A 16,588-nucleotide genomic window follows, 5' to 3' on the forward strand; every position below is an offset into this window, starting at 1 on the left:
TCGTGAAATGCTTCACAAGCCAGCCGGGACGAGTCTATGACCGGCACCGTAAGCTCGCCTTGTTAGGTCGACCTAACCTGCTGGGCGCAGGGAAGGGCCCCGGTCACCGGAGCCGGGCGCCTTTTGACATCTGCCGATCGGCCTTCGCGGGCGCAGCAGTCAATGGCGCGCCGATGCGGCGCTGTCCAGGCTGGCGCGGATGGTCTCCGGCAGTTGCTCACGCAAGGTGCCACCGGCGGCCCGGTCCAGGGCCGCGAGCACCTCGGTCACCACCTGGCGGACGTCGGCGGGATCCGCTCCGGCCAGGCCCCTGAGCTGCTCGACCAGCTCCGCGGCATCTCCTATGGCCACATTCTTCGGATCCGTCATGTCGGCCAGCTTAAGCCGCAAAAGCGACATAATCGCCTTATTTCCCTAAATGGCGGTATTACCCCTTGCGCGATACGGGTGCGGAGTGACTCGCGCTCACATCCGGACCCCGCGGTGCAGGGCCACCACACCGCCGGTCAGGTTGCGCCACGCCACCCGGCCCCAGCCCGCGGCGGCCACCCGCGCCGCCAGCGCCGGCTGGTCCGGCCAGGCCCGGATCGACTCGGCGAGATAGACGTACGCGTCAGGGTTGCTGGAGACCGTCCGAGCCACGGCCGGCAGGGAACGCATCAGGTACGACAGGTACACGGTGCGGAACGCGGGATTCACCGGGGTGCTGAACTCACAGATCACCAGCCGGCCGCCCGGACGGGTCACCCGGGCCAGCTCAGCCAGCGCGGCGTCGGTGTCATTGACGTTGCGCAACGCGAAGGAAATGGTCACCGCGTCGAAGCTGGCGTCGGCGAAGGGCAGCCGCAGCGCGTCCCCGGCCAGCAACGGCACCTGCGGGCGGGTGCGCTTGCCGGCGTACAGCATGCCGAGGGACAGGTCCGCCCCGACCGCGTACGCCCCGGACTGGGCGAGTTCCTCGGTGGAGACGCCGGTGCCCGCGCCCACGTCCAGCACCCGGTCGCCCGGTCGCAGGTCGAGCGCGGCGCGGGTGGCCCGTCGCCAGAACCGGTCCTGACCGAACGACAGGACGGTGTTGGTCAGGTCGTAACGGGCCGCGACACCGTCGAACATCGCGGCGACCTCGTGCGGCTGCTTGTCCAGACTGGCGCGCTGGCCCTGCGGGGTACGGCTCACCCCTTCACTCTGCCAGCCCGGCGGGCGGCGGCCCGCCCAGGGTCGAGCGACACAGTGAGGGCGGGATGGTCACCCATCCCGCCCTCACTGCCGTGCGTTATGTGAACGGCCCGCGCGGGCCGATAGAGGACGAACCTCAGGCGTTCGTCTTCTCGTCACCCGGGGTCACCAGGACCACCCGGCGACGGCGGGAAACCAGGAACATGGCCACACCGGCGGCCAGCACGGCCGCGCCGACGCCACCGATCAGGCCGACCTGCACACCGGTGACCGGCAGGCCGGGGCCGTCACCGTCGCCACCACCGGTGCCGCCCTTGGCGGCCACGACCACCGCGAAGTCGTCGGTGTTGTCGCTCGGGTCGACGTCGTTGCCCGCGACACCGGTGGCGTTCTCCGGCAGGGCCGAGGTGGCGGCGGTCCGGAGGACGCTGGGGGCCTCCTGCACCGACAGCGAGTCGATGGTGACCTTGCCACCGGTCAGGCTGCTCGGCTTCACACCGTCGGCGACCTTCACCAGGTTGTAGAAGCGAGCACCGGAGTAGAGGTCGTCACCGTCCTTGTCCTGCGCGGTCGGGATGAGGACAGCCTTGGTGTACTCGCAGGTCAGCGAGGTCATCGCGGCGTTGTAGGTGCAGTCCGGCTCCTTCTCCGCGAAGGTCGCGCCCTTGGGCAGCTGCACCTCGATGCGGAGACCCCGGGCAGCCTGGTCACCCTGGTTGAAGGCACCGTAGATCAGCTGGCCGGTGTTGCCCGCGTACAGGTCGCCGACCTCGGTGATCGTGCCACCCTCGACCTTGACGGCCTTGCGGACGTCGTCGGCGACGACGGTCAGGTCCGGCCCGGCGCCCTCGACCTTGACGTCCACGGTCACCGCGTTGTCGGACTCGTCCGGGTCCGGGCCGCCGTGCAGGATCACCGCGGTGATGGAGCCGGCCGAGCCGACCCCGGCACCCTTGCGGGTCAACGGGAAGAACCAGTCGACGTCCTCGCCGGCACGGATGGTGTCACCCTCGATGCCACAGAGGATCCAGCCGTCCTCGCGCGGGTTGCAGCCACTCTCGTCGATGTCGACGAGGTCGGTCTTCAGCTTGCTGATGTCGAGGGCGACGAGCACGTTCTTCGCGTCCACGTCGCTCTTGTTCAGCAGCGAGACGCTGGCGTCCTTGCCCGGCGCGCCGACCGCGATCGTGGTGCCGGTCGCCTTGATGGCGAGGTCGGCGCTGTCGTCCGCCAGAGCCGGCGCGGCGAAGCTGCCGGCCGCGAGGACACCGGCGGCACCGGCACCCAGGTACGCGGCAGCCCGGTTACGGAAAATCATCTGAGGTGTCTCCCCCGTGGGGTAAAGGAAACGTACGGGCGGGGACGTTAGCGGTCAGCGATCACCCGCGCCACCCTGCATCACACCCGTCGCAAGCTGCTCAGCTAATGGCAACTTAAGGATTGTCCGGATTGATGGGTCTTGCTACCTGGTCACGCCCGGCCACCTGACCGGAGCGGCCCGGCGCTTCAAACCGGACGGATGATCCACCCGAGCCGTTCGGCTGACAACCGACCGAGTCACCACTGTGACGCAACGCCCGAACCACAGTGACCCATAGTGATATCTCACCGCCATGAGCCCCACCCACCCCACGCCGCCACCCGCCGGCAGCCGGCAGCCGGCAGCCGGCAGCCGCTGGGGCGGCCCAAGATGCCGCAAGTCGCGCCGTCCCCTCGACCGGATCGCACGGGATGCCGCAAGTCGCGCCGTCCCGTCGACCGGAAAGGGCCAAGATGCCGCAACTCGCGCTTGCGGCGGCTAGATCAGGCGGTCCAGGCACCGATCGGCGTCGGTTTCGACTGGTCGAGATTGGGCGTCGGTCAGCTCGCCTCGACCAGGGGCAGCGAACGGCCGGCACCGCCGCCGGGCAGGGCGATCGACGAGAAGTGCGAGACCACCCGGTCGTCGCTCGGGTCGTCGGCGGGCGTGTGGTGCACGGCCAGTCTGTTGTAGAGCGTGTCGCGCTGGGCGGGGATCCGGTCGGCGGAACGGATCATCCCGATCAGCTCGTGCAGGTTGGACCGGTGTCGGGCCCCCGCCGAGGAGATGACGTTCTCTTCCAGCATGATCGAGCCGAGGTCGTCCACACCCATGTGCAGCGCCAGCTGACCGACGTCCTTGCCGGTGGTCAGCCAGGACGCCTGCAGGTGCGGCACGGTCTCGAAGAACAGCCGGGCCACCGCCACCAGCCGCAGGTACTCCAGGGTCGTCGCCTGGGTGCGGCCCTTGAGGTGGTTGTTCTCCGGCTGGTACGTCCACGGGATGAAGGCCCGGAAGCCCTGCGTACGATCCTGCACCTCGCGGATCATCCGCAGGTGCTCGATCCGCTCGGCGGCCGTCTCGCCGGTCCCCATCATCATCGTCGCGGTCGACTCGACGCCCTGCCGGTGCGCGAGCTCCATGACCTCCAGCCAGCGCTCTCCCGATTCCTTCAACGGCGCGATCGCCGTACGGGGTCGCTGCGGCAGCATCTCAGCGCCCGCACCAGCGATCGAGTCCAGTCCGGCGGCCTTGATCCGGGCGATCGCCTCGTCCAGGCTCACCCCGGAGACCTTCGCCATGTGCAGGATCTCGCTCGGCCCGATCGAGTGGATCGCGAGCTGCGGGTACGCCTGCTTCACCGAGGAGAACAGCTCCTCGTAGTACTCCACGCCGTAGTCCGGGTGGTGGCCGCCCTGGAGCATGACCTGGGTGGCGCCCAGCTCGACCGCCTCGCCGCAGCGACGCAGGATCTCCTCGGTCGGGTGGGTCCACCCTTCCTTGTGCTTCGGTGCCCGGTAGAAGGCACAGAACCTGCACGCCGTCACGCAGACGTTCGTGTAGTTGATGTTGCGGTCGATCAGGTACGTGACGATGTTGTCCGGGTACCGCCGCCGACGGACCGCGTCCGCCGCCTCGCCGAGGGCGTGGAAGGGGGCGTCGGTGTAGAGCAGCAGGGCCTCCTCGGGCGTGATGCGCCCGCCGTCTGCGCCGCGCTGCAGGATGTCGTCGATCTCCCGAATCACCGTCACGCCCCCGAGGGTACGCCGACCACCCGCCCAGCTCCCACGGGTGTTCCGCGCCGTGACGCGTCCCGCACCCGCTCCCCGAACATGCAGATCTTGGACAGTTCCCGTTAGGCGCTAACGGGAACTGTCCAAGATCTGCGACGACCGAGAATCCTGCACGGTAAGTGGCGCGGCGGGAGGGTGCCGCCGATCGAGGACGGGCGGCAGGGGCAGGGGTCCGGTGGACGCCGGGCGATCGCGCGCCCTCTGCCACCAACCGGCCCAGCCGGACGTCGCCTGCTACCACGGCGTGTAGAACTAAATGTTCTACACGTCACGCGTCGTAGTCGATGGCGAGGGTGTCGGTGAGCGGGCTGGACTGGCAGGTCAGCACGTAACCGGCGGCCACCTCGTCGGGCTCCAGGGCGTAGTTGCGGGCCATCTCCACCTCACCGGAGACGACCTTGGCCCGGCAGGTCGAGCAGACCCCGCCCTTGCAGGCGTACGGCAACTCGCCGCGGACCTTCAGCGCCGCGTCCAGCACGCGTTCGTCGCGGCGCATGCTGAAGCTCGACGAGCGTCCGTCGAGCATGATCGTCACATCGGTACCACCGGACGCGTCGTCCGTCCGGCGCACCGGCTCGGGCGGCGCGTCGACGTGGAACAGCTCGGTGTGCACCGCCGACTCCGCGACACCCCGCGCGGTGAGCACCGCACGAGCGTCCACCACCAGTCCGTACGGGCCGCAGAGGAACCACTCATCGATCGCCTCGCCGGGCACGATGGTCTCCAGCAGCCGACCCAGCCGCTCCGCGTCGATCCGACCCGACAGCAGCGCCGAATCGCCCTGTTCCCGAGAGAGCACATGCACCAGGTGCAGCCGGGTCGGGTAGCGGTCCTTCAGGTCGGCCAGTTCCTCGGCGAACATCACGCTGCCGGCCGTCCGGTTGCCGTACACCAGCGTGAAGGTGCTGGCCGGTTCCACGGCAAGTGCGGTGGCGACCAGCGCCAGCACCGGGGTGATGCCCGAGCCGGCGACCACCGCGCCGTAGCGGCGGGCCCGGTCCGGTGCGAAGGCCGTGGTGAAGTGCCCCAGCGGCGGCAGCACCTCGATGGTGTCGCCGTGCCGCAGCGCCCCGCAGGCGTAGCCGGAGAAGGCCCCGCCCGGGATCTCCCGCACGCCGATCCGCAACCGCCCGTGCCGCGCCAGGTCCGCCGGGGTGGAGCAGATCGAGTAGGAGCGACGGACGTCCCCGCCGCCGTCACTCTCCGCCGCACCGGCTGCCGCCGGCAGGCGTACGGTCAGGTGCTGGCCGGCGCGGAAGGCGAAGGTCTCGCGCAGTTCCTCCGGCACCCCGAAGGTGATCGCGACGGCGTCGGCGGTGAGCCGGTCCACGGCGACAACGGGCAGCGGGTGGAACACCGGCCGGCGGCGGACCGGGCGGGTGATGGTGACAGTCACAGGGCCTTCACATGGTCGAAGGGTTCGGCGCAGGAGCGGCAACGCCACAGCGCCTTGCACGCGGTCGAGCCGAAGCGGCTGAGCTGCTCGGTCTCCGGCGACCCGCAGCGTGGGCAGCGCACCGCCAGGGTGAGCGGAACGACGCCGTCGCGCCGGACCGGGGCGGGCGGGGCGATGCCGGCAGCGGCCAGCTTGGCCCGTCCGGCGTCACTGATCCAGTCGGTGCTCCAGGCCGGGCTGTGCACCGTACGCACCTCGGCGTCCGGATGACCGGCGGCGGCCAATGCGCGCCGGATGTCGGCGCGGATGACGTCCATCGCCGGGCAGCCGGTGTAGGTGGGGGTGATCGTCACCACCACCCGGCCGGTGGCCGGGTCCTCCTGCACCGACCGGAGGATGCCGAGATCGTCGATGGTGACCACCCGGATCTCGGGATCCACCACCGCCGCCACGGCCTGCCGTGCTCTGCTCATCGGTTCACCAGCGTGCCCCGGGGTGGGCGCGATGCACCACCTGCATTTCCGCGAGCAGGTACGACAGGTGTTCGGTGTGCACCCCGTCGCGCCCGCCGGCCGGCGTCCAGCCGACCTCGGGGACGGTAAGCGTCGCCTCGGCGAGCACAGCGGTGACGGTGTCGTCGAACTCGGACCGCAGGGTCGCCGGGTCGACCGGCGCGTCCGGCCGGGCGGCGAACAACTCGTCGGCGTACGGCCAGATCTGGTCGACGCCGGCCTGCATCCGCCGGTGCGACTCCTCGGTCCCGTCGCCCAGCCGCCTCACCCACAGCGCGGCGTGGTCCAGGTGGTACGCGGACTCCTTGCGGGCCTTGCCGCCGATGGCGGCCAACCGCTCGTCCGGGCAGCCGGCCAGGGCGGTGTAGAGCGGCACCTGGTACGCCGACAGGACGAGCAGCTTCGCCATGGTCACCGCGAAGTCACCGTTCGGCAGCTCGACCAGCAGGCAGTTGCGGAACTCCCGGTCGTCGCGCAGGTACGCCAACGCGTCCTCGTCCCGGCCGGCGCCCTCCAGCTCGCCCGCGTACGACAGCAGGAGCCGGGCGGCACCGAGCTGGTCCAGGGCGATGTTGGACAGCGCGATGTCCTCCTCCATCTCCGGTGCCCGGGTGCTCCACTCGGCCAGCCGCTGCGCCGCGATCAGCGCGTCGTCGCCGAGGGCGAGGGTGAAGGGGAAGAGCTCGCTCACAGGTGTGCCACCCCGTCGGGTACCTCATAGAAGGTGGGGTGGCGGTAGACCTTGTCGGCGGCCGGGTCGAAGAAGGCGTCCTTCTCATCCGGGCTGGAGGCGGTGATGGCACTTGCCGGCACCACCCAGATCGACACGCCCTCCTGACGTCGGGTGTAGAGGTCACGGGCGTTACGCAGGGCCAGTTCCGCGTCGGGCGCATGCAGGCTGCCGACGTGGGTGTGCGCCAGCCCGCGCCGGGCCCGGACGAAGACCTCCCAGAGCGGGGTGTGTTGCCGGCTCACGCTGCCACCTTTTCCTTTTCCTTCACCGCACGCTTGGCGGCGTACGCGGCGGCTGCCTCGCGCACCCAGGCGCCCTCGCTGTGCGCGCGCCGCCGGTGCTCCATCCGCTGCCGGTTGCACGGCCCGTTGCCCTTGATCACCCGCATCAGCTCGTCGTAGTCGGGCTGGGTGAAGTCGTACGCCTGGCGCTCGTCGTTCCAGCGCAACTCCGGGTCGGGAAGGCGCAGCCCGAGCGCTTCGGCCTGGCCGACGCACATGTCCACGAAACGCTGGCGCAGCTCGTCGTTTGAGAACCGCTTGATCTTCCAGGCCATCGACTGGGCGGAGTGGGTGGAATCGCCGTCGGGTGGGCCGAACATGGCCAGGGACGGGTACCACCAGCGGTCCACCGAGTCCTGGGCCATCGCCTTCTGCGCCGCGGTGCCGTGCGCCAGGGTGTGCAGGATCTCGTAGCCCTGACGCTGGTGGAAGGACTCTTCCTTGCAGACCCGGATCATGGCGCGGGCGTACGGGCCGTAGGAGCAGCGGCACAACGGCACCTGGTTGACGATCGCGGCACCGTCCACCAACCAACCGATCGCGCCGACGTCTGCCCAGCTCAGCGTGGGGTAGTTGAAAATCGAGCTGTACTTCTGCCGACCATTGAGCAGCAGGTCGACCAGCTCGTCCCGGCTCACGCCGAGAGTCTCGGCGGCGGCGTAGAGGTAGAGACCGTGTCCGGCCTCGTCCTGCACCTTGGCCAGCAGGATCGCCTTGCGCTTGAGGGACGGAGCGCGACTGATCCAGTTGCCCTCCGGCTGCATGCCGATGATCTCGGAGTGGGCGTGCTGGGCGATCTGCCGGATCAACGTCCGCCGGTACGCCTCCGGCATCCAGTCACGGGGCTCGATCTTCTGGTCGGCGTCGACGACCTCGGCGAAGTAGGCGGCGAGGTCGCTGCCCGGCTCGGCGGCGGCGCGGCCGCGTTCCGCGGCCGCGCGCAACGCCGCCTCCGCGGCCTCGACCTCACCGAGCAGGCCGCCGGGCGCGTCCTCGCCCGGGAAGTCATTGCCATACATGTCCCCAGTGTTACAGCTGAGGGTAAGAGACGCCAGGGGGTGTCACACAAATTCGAAGCACCCCACCGTCACCCCCCGATCGCGGTCCGTGGGGCAGGTAACTATGAGTTAGGTCACGAATCAGCGACAAATCCTCGCAACGACCACATAGCGGTTCGTTATCCCGCCTTCACGGCGAGTTGCCCGGTGTCGTGTCCTGGCGTATTGCCGATCCGCACGTAGACTTCCCCCGTCACACCGATCGGCTGTAGACGATCGCCAGCTCAGGCAGCTTCCCCCGGCCCGGCGATCGGCCACCGGTCAGTCCTGGCAACAAGCCGGTCCCCCCGGCCCCGACATCTGGAGCTCACCCGCTCATGCGATCTCGCGTGACCATGGTGCTCGCCGCGACGGCGGTACTGCTCGGCGGCGTCATGCTGGTGCCGGCCGCGTACGCCCGGCTTTCCGCTGGTGAGGCGGAGGCCGCCGCGGAGAGCGTCGCCGCGCCCACACCCGCGCCACCGCCGCCGCCGACCCTTGCCGCCGGCAAGGTCTCGGTGAACTTCAAGGGCGAGTTCTTCTCCTGGGCGCTGCTGGACCGGGAGACCGACCAGCTCGCCGGCTCCAAGAACATGGCCGCGACCAGCTCGACCGAGTCGATGCTCAAGGCCTGGATCGTCGCCGACTACCTGCGCCAGCTCGGTGACAAGGAGCCGCCCGCGTCGATGAAGAAGGCGGCCAGCACGGCCATCCGGGACAGCAACGACGACGCGGCCAACCGGGTCTACGCCGCTGCGGGCGGTTCCTACCGCGCGCCCGGGAACGGGCGGCCCGGCCCGGTGGTCCAGCGGGCGATCAAGCTGTGCGGCCTCACCGACACCAAGCCCGGCAACGTCAAAGGCTACGAGGGCTGGTGGAGCTTCACCCGGATGTCCCCGCGCGACGCGGTACGCCTGGGCGACTGCATCGCCGACGGCACCGCCGCCGGCCCGAAGTGGACGAAGTGGCTGATCAGCGAGATGAGCAAGGTTCGGGGCAGCACCGAGCCCGAGGACCAGAAGCCCCGGGAGGGCGGCGGCCGGTGGGGCATCATCGACGGCCTGCCGGAGTCGATCACCAGCCAGGGCCCGGTCAGCATCAAGAACGGCTGGACCTTCCTCAACTACGACGGCAACTGGCACGTCAACTGCCTTGCCGTGACTGAGAAGTGGAGCCTCGCGGTGATGCTGCGTTACCCCCGGCAGAGCGGGCTCGACTACGGGGCGGACGTCTGCGCGAGCGTCGCCAGCCAGTTGGTGACGCCGCAGCCCGGCGGTGCCCTCAAGGTGCCCCAGCAGCCGATCGGAAAGCTCTGATGGCCGGCCGCAGCCGCAACGGCGAGACATCGCCGCTGCGTCTTATCGCCATCGCCGCCGTACTGATCGGGCTGGTCCTGGTCTCGCTGCGCCTGCTGCCCGGATCGCCCTTCGAGTCCACGGCCGCCGCCCAGTGGGGTCGGGGTGAGTCACCAACGGCCCGGGACGGGGCCCGGACCGACCGAAGCGTACGGCCGTCGCCGTCGCCCAGTCCCTCGCCGGAGCCCGAGCCACTGCCGTTCGAGGCGAAAGAGATCGACCTGGACATCGACGGCTGGTACGCGTGGAGCGTGCTGGACCGCCGTTCGGGAGAGATCATCGGCTCGGACAACATGGACGAGACCAGCACCACCGCCTCGCTCATCAAGGCCTGGATCGTCGCCGACTACCTGCGCCGTACCGCCGACGCCGGGCAGACCCCGAGCGACGCGAAGCTGGACGACCTGACCCGGATCATCCGGGACAGCGACAACACCCGCACCGAGCAGCTCTACACCCAGATCGGCCGGTCGGCCTCGATCAAGCGGCTGTTGTCCACCTGCGAGCTGACCGACAGCAAGGTGTCAAGCGATCTCGGCTGGAGCCGTACCGAACTCTCCCCCCGGGACACCGCCCGGCTCGGCAACTGCATCGCCGACGGCACCGCCGCCGGCCCGAAGTGGACCAAGTGGCTGATCAGCGAGATGCGTCAGGTACGCGGTGCCGGCGACTTCGGCATCCGTAAGGCGTTCCCGGCCGCCGAGGCGAAGAAGATCGCCATCAAGAACGGCTGGGTCGACCGCACCCGCGAGCAGGAGATCCACGTCAACTGCCTGGCGATCGGCGACACCTGGACGATGGGCGTGATGCTCCAGTACCCGATCAACAAGGGCTACGAGTACGGCATGAAGAACTGCGAGAAGATCACCGAGGCCCTCCTCACCACCAGCCCGTGAGCCTGCCGGACCCGCGGCTCAGCGGGTGAAGAAGGCGGGGCCGGTGGGGGGCAGGGGCGGGGTTTCGCCGTGGGCGGCGGCGCGGCGGGCGAACTCGCGGATGCCGGCGACCTGACGTTCGCCGAGGGAGAAGTCCAGGGCGCGGAAGTACTCCGCGAGCGTGCTCGCGTCGAACGGCTCCCACCGGGCCGCCGACTCGGCAACCTGGTCCAGTTCGGCCAGGCACAGGTCACGCGACCGCAGGAACGCCTCGTGCACCTCCTTGACCAACCCGGGATGCGCTGCGGCGAAGTCGCGGCGGACCGCCCAGACGGCGAAGACCATCGGCAGTCCGGTCCACTCCCGCCATGCCTGACCCAGGTCGGTCACGGTCAGCCCCTGCCGGGGTGCCTCGTACATCGCCCGCAGCGCCACGTCGCCGATCAACACCGCGGCGTCGGCCTCCAGCAGCATCTGGGTCAGGTCCGGCGGACACCTGAAGTACTCCGGGCGGACCCCGTACCGCTCGCGCAGCAGCAACTGGGCAAGCAGCACTCCCGTCCGCGAGGTCGAGCCCAGCGCCACCCGTGCGCCGTCGAGGTCGGCCAGCGGCCGGGTGCTCACCAGATTGACCGACAGCACCGGCCCGTCGCTGCCCACGGCCAGGTCGGGCAGGAGCAGCAGCTCGTCGGCGTGCTTGAGGTACTCGACGAAGGTGATCGGCCCGATGTCCAGGTCACCGGCGACGAGTTGGGCGCTGAGCCGGTCCGGCGAGTCCTTGCGCAGGTCGACGTCGAGCAGGGCACCGGAGCGCATCAGCCCCCAGTAGATGGGCAGGCAGTTGAGAAACTGGATGTGCCCCACGCGGGGGCGGGCGAGGCGCTCGACCATGCCCCGACCGTATCCCCACCGCCCGTGACCTGCTCAGCCGGACGTCGTGGAAGTGGCCAACCCCGCACCTGCCGGCCCGGCTTGCGGTGGCCCGACGTCCACCGGCTCGGCTCCCGCCGGCCCGGTCTGCGCGGGGCCTTCCGGGTTCCGCAGTTGCCCGATGCGGGAGCGCTCGGCCCGCACCGTTCGGCGGACCGGCACCACGAAGCCGAGCAGCACCAGCAGCCCGGCCGCCCCACAGCCGACGATCAGCGGGCGAGGTTCGGTCAGCTCCAGGAGCAGACCACCGACCAGGTAACCGAACATTGCCGCCCCCTGCACCGCGGCACCCACGGCGGCGAAGGCCCGCCCGCGGGCCGCCTCGGGTACCCGCCGCGCCACCACCACGTTGTGGAAGACGTTGTCGCCGCCGTTGCAGAGGCCGCCGAGCAGCCAGAGCGGCACCAACAGCGGAGCCGTGGGCACCGTCACCGAGAGCAAGACCGCCGCGCAACAGCCGCCGAGCAGCAGTAGGCCACCCTGTACCAGGGCACCGTCGTCGGTGAACCGCCCGGCCACCCGGGCGAAGATCCAGGCACCGGCGAGCACACCGAGCGTCCAGGCCCCGGTCACCAGGCCGTACACGGAGGCAGACGCGCCGAGGGTTTCGCGTACGTAGAAGACCTCGATGACGTTGATCGCGCCGACGGCCGCGATCACGCCGGCCAGGGTCGCCACCATCGCCACCAGCAGCGGATCCCGCCGGAGCCGCCAACCTCGTGCTGCCTTGACGTCGCGGTCCGCGACCGCCGCGCCCACCGAAGGACTGCCGGGCATCGCTGCCCGCCGCACACCGCCCCTGCGGGTACGCACGAGCAGGCCGGCGACGACGAGCGGCAGATAACCGCTTGCGGCGATCAGCAGCGGTACCCGGGAACCGAAGCCGCCCACCAGGAACCCGGCCATGGCCGGTCCGGTCAGCACACCGAGCATGCCGGCGGTCTGGTTGAGTGCGGTGGCCCTGGGCAGATCGGTGGGGAGGACCATGGCGGGGACCAGTGCGGCGAGCACCGGCTGGGCGACTGCCAGGCCGCTGGCGAGCAGCGCGACCAGCCCCACGACCAGCAACGGATGGTCGGCGTACGCCAGCGCTAGGCAGATCACCGACTGGGCCAGACCGGCTCCGACCAGCAGCGTCCGGCTGTCCACCCGATCGGCGAGCCGACCGGTCAGCGGGGCGAGCACCACGAGCGGCAGCGTCGCCGCCAACAGCATCCCCGCGACGGCACGGCCACCTGCACCGGACGACTGGAGGGTCAGCGTCAGCGTGGTCGCCGCGAGGAACTGCCCGCAGGTGGCGAGACCACGGGCGGCGGTGGCCAGGGCGACGTCGGCCCACCGCGACTCGCCAGATGTGAAGGACATACTTCGAAAGTAATGCTTCATATCTGGTTGACGCAAGCAGGTCAGGCCAGCGGCAGCGCCCGGTACTGGACGGCCACCCGGCGCGCGCCCGGCGGCGGATCGGTCCGGGTACGTTTGCGGTACGGCCGGAGCAGGGCCGTCACCGCCTCGTTCAACTCCGCCAGCTCCTCGGCGGTGAGCAGCAACAACGACTCGCTGAGAATCGCGCTGCGATACCACTCCTCGGATTCGTCCGGAGCCCGGCGCAGCCAGTCCCGGCTGCGCTCCAGTTCCCGGGCCAGAAAAACCTCGACCAGGGTCTGCTCGGCGTCGCGTACCGACGGGTCGGCGTCCCGGCCGGCGTCGATCGTCCACGACTGGATCGCGGCACGCCACAGTCGCTCGCGGGCGTCCCCCCGGCTCGGCGCCTGCTCCACCAAGCCGAACCTGGCCAGTGCCCGCAGGTGGTAACTGGTCGCGCTCGGCGACAGGCCCACCACCTCCGCGCACTCGGTGGCGGTCACCGCGCCCTCGGTCGTCGCCAGGTGTTCCATGATCGCGAGCCGGGCCGGGTGAGCGAGTGCCCGCAGCGTCTGCGGGTCGCTGATCGTCACCCGGGGCGGCTCGGGGTTCGCCTGCGTCATGTCCCCATGATCCCCGGCCGGGAGGAAAACCGGTTGTCCACGGCGCGCCCTCCAGTAGGCTGTTCGTTCCGCCCGACGGCCGCGGTGAGTAGCACCGCAGCGGACGTCCCCGCGCCGACCCACGAGTCGGAAACGCGAGCGGCAGCCTTCTTCCCGTGTCGAGGAGTCCGTGGATGAGCCTGCACGCCGAAAAAATCTCCCAGCCAGCCGCGCTGGACGACGAACTGACCGCCGAACGGGCGCACCTGACCCGCTCGCGGGCGGCGCTGCACCGGATGCGGGAACGCGCCGAAGCGCTCTTCGCCACCGGCGACAAGGTGGCCGGGGACGCGTACACCGCCGAGCAGCTCGGCCGGCACCTGGCCCGGCGGGTCGCCGAACTCGCCGACGACCCGCGCACCCCGCTCTTCTTCGGTCGGCTCGACTTCGGCGAGGCGGATGCCGAACATGCCGGCCGCCGCTACCACGTCGGCCGCCGGCACGTCACCGACGAGCAGGGCGAACCGTTGGTGCTGGACTGGCGGGCGCCGGTCTCGCGCGCGTTCTACCGGGCCAGCGCCCGCGATCCGCAGGGCCTGGCGGTGCGCCGCCGGTTCGGTTTCAACGACGGCAAGCTGACCAGCTTCGAGGACGAGCACCTGGACCGGGGCGAGGAACTGGGCACGGCCAGCCGGATCCTCACCGCCGAGATCGAGCGTCCCCGGGTCGGGCCGATGCGGGACATCGTCGCCACCATCCAGCCTGAGCAGGACGAACTCGTCCGGGCCGACCTGGCCGACTCGATCTGCGTGCAGGGTGCCCCGGGCACCGGCAAGACCGCCGTCGGGTTGCACCGGGCGGCGTACCTGCTCTACCTGCACCGGGAGCGGCTGCGACGGTCGAAGGTGCTGGTCGTGGGCCCGAACCGGGCCTTCCTCGGCTACATCGCGGCGGTGCTGCCCGCGCTCGGTGAGGTCGAGGTGGAACAGTCCACCGTGGAGGACCTGGTCGACCGGGTGCCGGTACGCGCGGTGGATCCACCGGTCGTGGCCACGCTCAAGCACGACGCCCGGATGGCCGAGGTGCTGCGCCGGGCCGTGGACGCGTACGTCGGCGAGCCGGCGGAACCGGTGCTCGTCTCCGATGGCTCGTTCCGCTGGCGGATCGGGCTGGAGCCGCTGCACCGGCTGGTCCAGGACACCCGCGCAGAGCGCCTGCCGTACGCCGTCGGGCGGGACCGGGTCCGGGCCCGGGTGGTCGGACTGCTGCAACGGCAGGCCGAGGCGCGGCGCGCGGAGTCGCCGAGCGACGCGTGGCTGCGCCGGATGAGCCGGTCGAAACCGGTCGCCGGGTTCCTGGACGCCGTGTGGCCCGCGCTCACGCCGGACGGCCTGCTGCACGCGCTGTACACCGAACCGGACCGGCTCGCACGGGCCGCTGACGGCCTGCTCACTGTCGACGAGCAGCGGCTGCTGACCAGCGCCGGTTCCGGCCGTCCCACCACCGGGACCGGGTTGGGACGGACGGCAAAGGCGACCCGGTGGACGGCCGCCGACACCGTGCTGATCGACGAGGCAGCCGGCCTGCTCGAACGACCGGCCGGGTACGGACATGTCGTGGTGGACGAGGCCCAGGACCTCTCAGCGATGCAGTGCCGGGTCATCGCCCGACGCAGTGAGCACGGCTCGCTCACGCTCCTCGGCGACCTGGCTCAGGCCACCGCACCGTGGGCGGCCAGCGACTGGCGGGACAGCCTGCGCCACCTGGGCAAGCCAGACGCGACGGTGGTGCCGTTGACCATCGGATTCCGGGTGCCCGCCGCCGTGCTGGCCTTCGCCAACCGGCTGCTTCCGGCGCTGGCTGTCGACGTGCCGCCGGCCGAGTCGCTGCGCAGCGACGGCGCGCTTACGGTGCGTACCGTCAGCGATCTCGCGGCCGCGACGGTGGCCGAGGTGCGGACGGCGCTCACGCACGAAGGTTCGATCGCCGTCGTCGCCGCCGACGAGACCGTGGACGGGCTGCGGGCGGCGCTGGCCGAGGCGGGGGTGGAGACCGCGACCGCCGACGGACCGGCCGGGACGCGCGTCACGGTGATGCCCGCGACCCTGGTCAAGGGTCTGGAGTACGACCACGTCATCGCGGTCGAACCGGCCGCCATCGCGACCGCCGAGTCACGCGGCCTGAACCGGCTGTACGTGGTGCTCACCCGGGCGGTGTCCCGGCTGTCCGTGCTGCATGTCGCGCCGCTGCCCGCACCGCTCGGCTGATCTCGACCGGCGGGACCGGAGTCGCCGGTTCAGTTGACGTTCCCCCGGTTTCCACCCCGAACAGCGGTGGGCCGGTGCCACCATGCCGAGAAGGGCGGCCGGCCGGTGGTCGCCGCAGGTCGGAAAGGGGTGGCCGTGGTCAGCGTCGCAGCGGGTACGCCCTGTTGGGCCGACCTGGCGACGCCGGGGCTCGACGCGGCCCGACGGTTCTACCCGGAACTGTTCGGCTGGACCGGCCGGGTCGACCCCGAGCCGGAGGCCGGCGGGTACACGGTCTTCCTGCTGGGCGGCCGGGCGGTGGCCGGGGCGGGCCCGCCGGCCGTGCCGGACCAGGTGCCGATCTGGTCGACGTACGTGGCCACCGACGACGCGGATCTGGTCGCCGGCCGGGTGGAGCGGGCCGGTGGACAGGTGGTGGTGCCGCCGTTCGAGGTCTTCGACCGGGGTCGGATGGCGGTCTTCACCGATCCCGCCGGAGCCGCCTTCAGTGTCTGGCAGCCGATGGCCTTCGCCGGGGCCGAGGTGTTCGACGTGCCCGGTGCGATGAGTTGGACCGAACTGGTGACCCCCGATCCGGGCGGGGCCCGGATCTTCTACGAGCTGGTCTTCGGCTGGCAGCCGGAGGAGGAGCCGATGGGCCAGGTCGCGTACACCGGGTGGCGGCTCGGTGATCGGCTGGTGGCGGGCATGATGCCGCCGCTCAGTGGCGGGTTTCCGGCCGACTCACCGGCCTACTGGGCGCTGTACTTCTCGGTCGTCGACGCGGACGCCACCGCCGCCCGCGCCGCTGAACTGGGCGGCACCATCCTGGTGCCACCGCGCGACGTACCCGCCGGCCGCCTCACCGCCCTCCGCGACCCCCACGGTGCCCTGTTCCACGTCATCGCCCTGGCCGGGACGCGCTGACCGCCAGCGAGGTGTCGGATCCGGGTGCGACCCTCGGACCGCCCCGCCCATCATCGACGG

Annotated in this window: 16 protein-coding genes; 4 read left to right on the forward strand and 12 right to left on the reverse strand. The window is 70.9% G+C overall.

What is annotated here, in order from left to right:
* Positions 1 to 159 precede the first annotated feature (159 nt).
* The 9 genes from KBX50_RS24170 to paaA form a co-directional block, all read right to left on the reverse strand.
* On the reverse strand, positions 160 to 369 hold the full coding sequence (locus KBX50_RS24170; RefSeq protein WP_210939995.1) for a hypothetical protein: 210 nt from the start codon (positions 367 to 369) through the stop codon (positions 160 to 162).
* 96 nt (positions 370 to 465) lie between these two features.
* Positions 466 to 1,176, reverse strand: coding sequence for a demethylmenaquinone methyltransferase (locus tag KBX50_RS24175; protein WP_210939996.1), 711 nt, complete (start codon positions 1,174 to 1,176; stop codon positions 466 to 468).
* Between the two features lie 136 nt (positions 1,177 to 1,312).
* Positions 1,313 to 2,494, reverse strand: coding sequence for a hypothetical protein (locus KBX50_RS24180; RefSeq protein ID WP_210939997.1), 1,182 nt, complete (start codon positions 2,492 to 2,494; stop codon positions 1,313 to 1,315).
* A gap of 542 nt (positions 2,495 to 3,036) precedes the next feature.
* On the reverse strand, positions 3,037 to 4,227 hold the full coding sequence (gene mqnC / locus KBX50_RS24185; protein ID WP_210939998.1) for a cyclic dehypoxanthinyl futalosine synthase: 1,191 nt from the start codon (positions 4,225 to 4,227) through the stop codon (positions 3,037 to 3,039).
* A 310-nt stretch (positions 4,228 to 4,537) separates the two neighbouring features.
* Positions 4,538 to 5,665, reverse strand: a complete 1,128-nt coding sequence (gene paaE, locus KBX50_RS24190; protein WP_210939999.1) for a 1,2-phenylacetyl-CoA epoxidase subunit PaaE — start codon at positions 5,663 to 5,665, stop codon at positions 4,538 to 4,540.
* Positions 5,662 to 6,138: a 1,2-phenylacetyl-CoA epoxidase subunit PaaD gene (gene paaD, locus KBX50_RS24195; RefSeq protein ID WP_210940000.1), complete on the reverse strand. Its 477-nt coding sequence runs from the start codon at positions 6,136 to 6,138 to the stop codon at positions 5,662 to 5,664. Before paaD ends, paaE begins: the two co-directional genes overlap by 4 nt.
* A 4-nt stretch (positions 6,139 to 6,142) precedes the next feature.
* Positions 6,143 to 6,868, reverse strand: coding sequence for a 1,2-phenylacetyl-CoA epoxidase subunit PaaC (paaC, locus tag KBX50_RS24200; protein ID WP_210940001.1), 726 nt, complete (start codon positions 6,866 to 6,868; stop codon positions 6,143 to 6,145).
* On the reverse strand, positions 6,865 to 7,152 hold the full coding sequence (paaB, locus tag KBX50_RS24205; protein WP_093404003.1) for a 1,2-phenylacetyl-CoA epoxidase subunit PaaB: 288 nt from the start codon (positions 7,150 to 7,152) through the stop codon (positions 6,865 to 6,867). Before paaB ends, paaC begins: the two co-directional genes overlap by 4 nt.
* Positions 7,149 to 8,210: a 1,2-phenylacetyl-CoA epoxidase subunit PaaA gene (gene paaA / locus KBX50_RS24210; RefSeq protein WP_210940002.1), complete on the reverse strand. Its 1,062-nt coding sequence runs from the start codon at positions 8,208 to 8,210 to the stop codon at positions 7,149 to 7,151. The genes paaB and paaA overlap by 4 nt, the downstream gene beginning before the upstream one ends.
* A gap of 356 nt (positions 8,211 to 8,566) precedes the next feature.
* Between paaA and KBX50_RS24215 the strand changes: the two genes are divergently transcribed.
* Together KBX50_RS24215 and KBX50_RS24220 are read left to right on the forward strand one after the other, a co-directional pair.
* The gene (locus KBX50_RS24215) at positions 8,567 to 9,544 is read left to right on the forward strand and encodes a hypothetical protein (protein ID WP_210940003.1); all 978 of its coding nucleotides are present in this window, start codon (positions 8,567 to 8,569) and stop codon (positions 9,542 to 9,544) included.
* Positions 9,544 to 10,479 carry a serine hydrolase gene (locus KBX50_RS24220; protein WP_210940004.1) on the forward strand — a complete coding sequence of 312 codons (936 nt, stop codon included), beginning with the start codon at positions 9,544 to 9,546 and terminating at the stop codon, positions 10,477 to 10,479. Before KBX50_RS24215 ends, KBX50_RS24220 begins: the two co-directional genes overlap by 1 nt.
* An 18-nt stretch (positions 10,480 to 10,497) precedes the next feature.
* Here the strand turns inward: KBX50_RS24220 and KBX50_RS24225 are convergent, their stop codons facing one another.
* The 3 genes from KBX50_RS24225 to KBX50_RS24235 are packed head-to-tail and all read right to left on the reverse strand — an operon-like array spanning position 10,498 to position 13,376.
* Positions 10,498 to 11,349 (reverse strand): menaquinone biosynthetic enzyme MqnA/MqnD family protein, encoded by an 852-nt coding sequence (locus KBX50_RS24225; protein ID WP_210940005.1) that lies wholly within the window; start codon positions 11,347 to 11,349, stop codon positions 10,498 to 10,500.
* Positions 11,350 to 11,382: 33 nt separating this feature from the next.
* Positions 11,383 to 12,753, reverse strand: a complete 1,371-nt coding sequence (locus tag KBX50_RS24230; protein WP_210940006.1) for an MFS transporter — start codon at positions 12,751 to 12,753, stop codon at positions 11,383 to 11,385.
* A 41-nt stretch (positions 12,754 to 12,794) separates the two neighbouring features.
* On the reverse strand, positions 12,795 to 13,376 hold the full coding sequence (locus KBX50_RS24235) for a helix-turn-helix transcriptional regulator (protein ID WP_210828548.1): 582 nt from the start codon (positions 13,374 to 13,376) through the stop codon (positions 12,795 to 12,797).
* 173 nt (positions 13,377 to 13,549) lie between these two features.
* Between KBX50_RS24235 and KBX50_RS24240 the strand changes: the two genes are divergently transcribed.
* Complete coding sequence (locus tag KBX50_RS24240) at positions 13,550 to 15,622, forward strand: AAA family ATPase (RefSeq protein WP_210940007.1); 2,073 nt, start codon at positions 13,550 to 13,552, stop codon at positions 15,620 to 15,622.
* A 135-nt stretch (positions 15,623 to 15,757) separates the two neighbouring features.
* Positions 15,758 to 16,528: a VOC family protein gene (locus KBX50_RS24245; protein ID WP_210940008.1), complete on the forward strand. Its 771-nt coding sequence runs from the start codon at positions 15,758 to 15,760 to the stop codon at positions 16,526 to 16,528.
* The last annotated feature ends 60 nt before the right edge of the window (positions 16,529 to 16,588 follow it).

It is taken from the genome of Micromonospora sp. C51, from assembly GCF_018070435.1.
Classification (GTDB): domain Bacteria; phylum Actinomycetota; class Actinomycetes; order Mycobacteriales; family Micromonosporaceae; genus Micromonospora; species Micromonospora sediminimaris.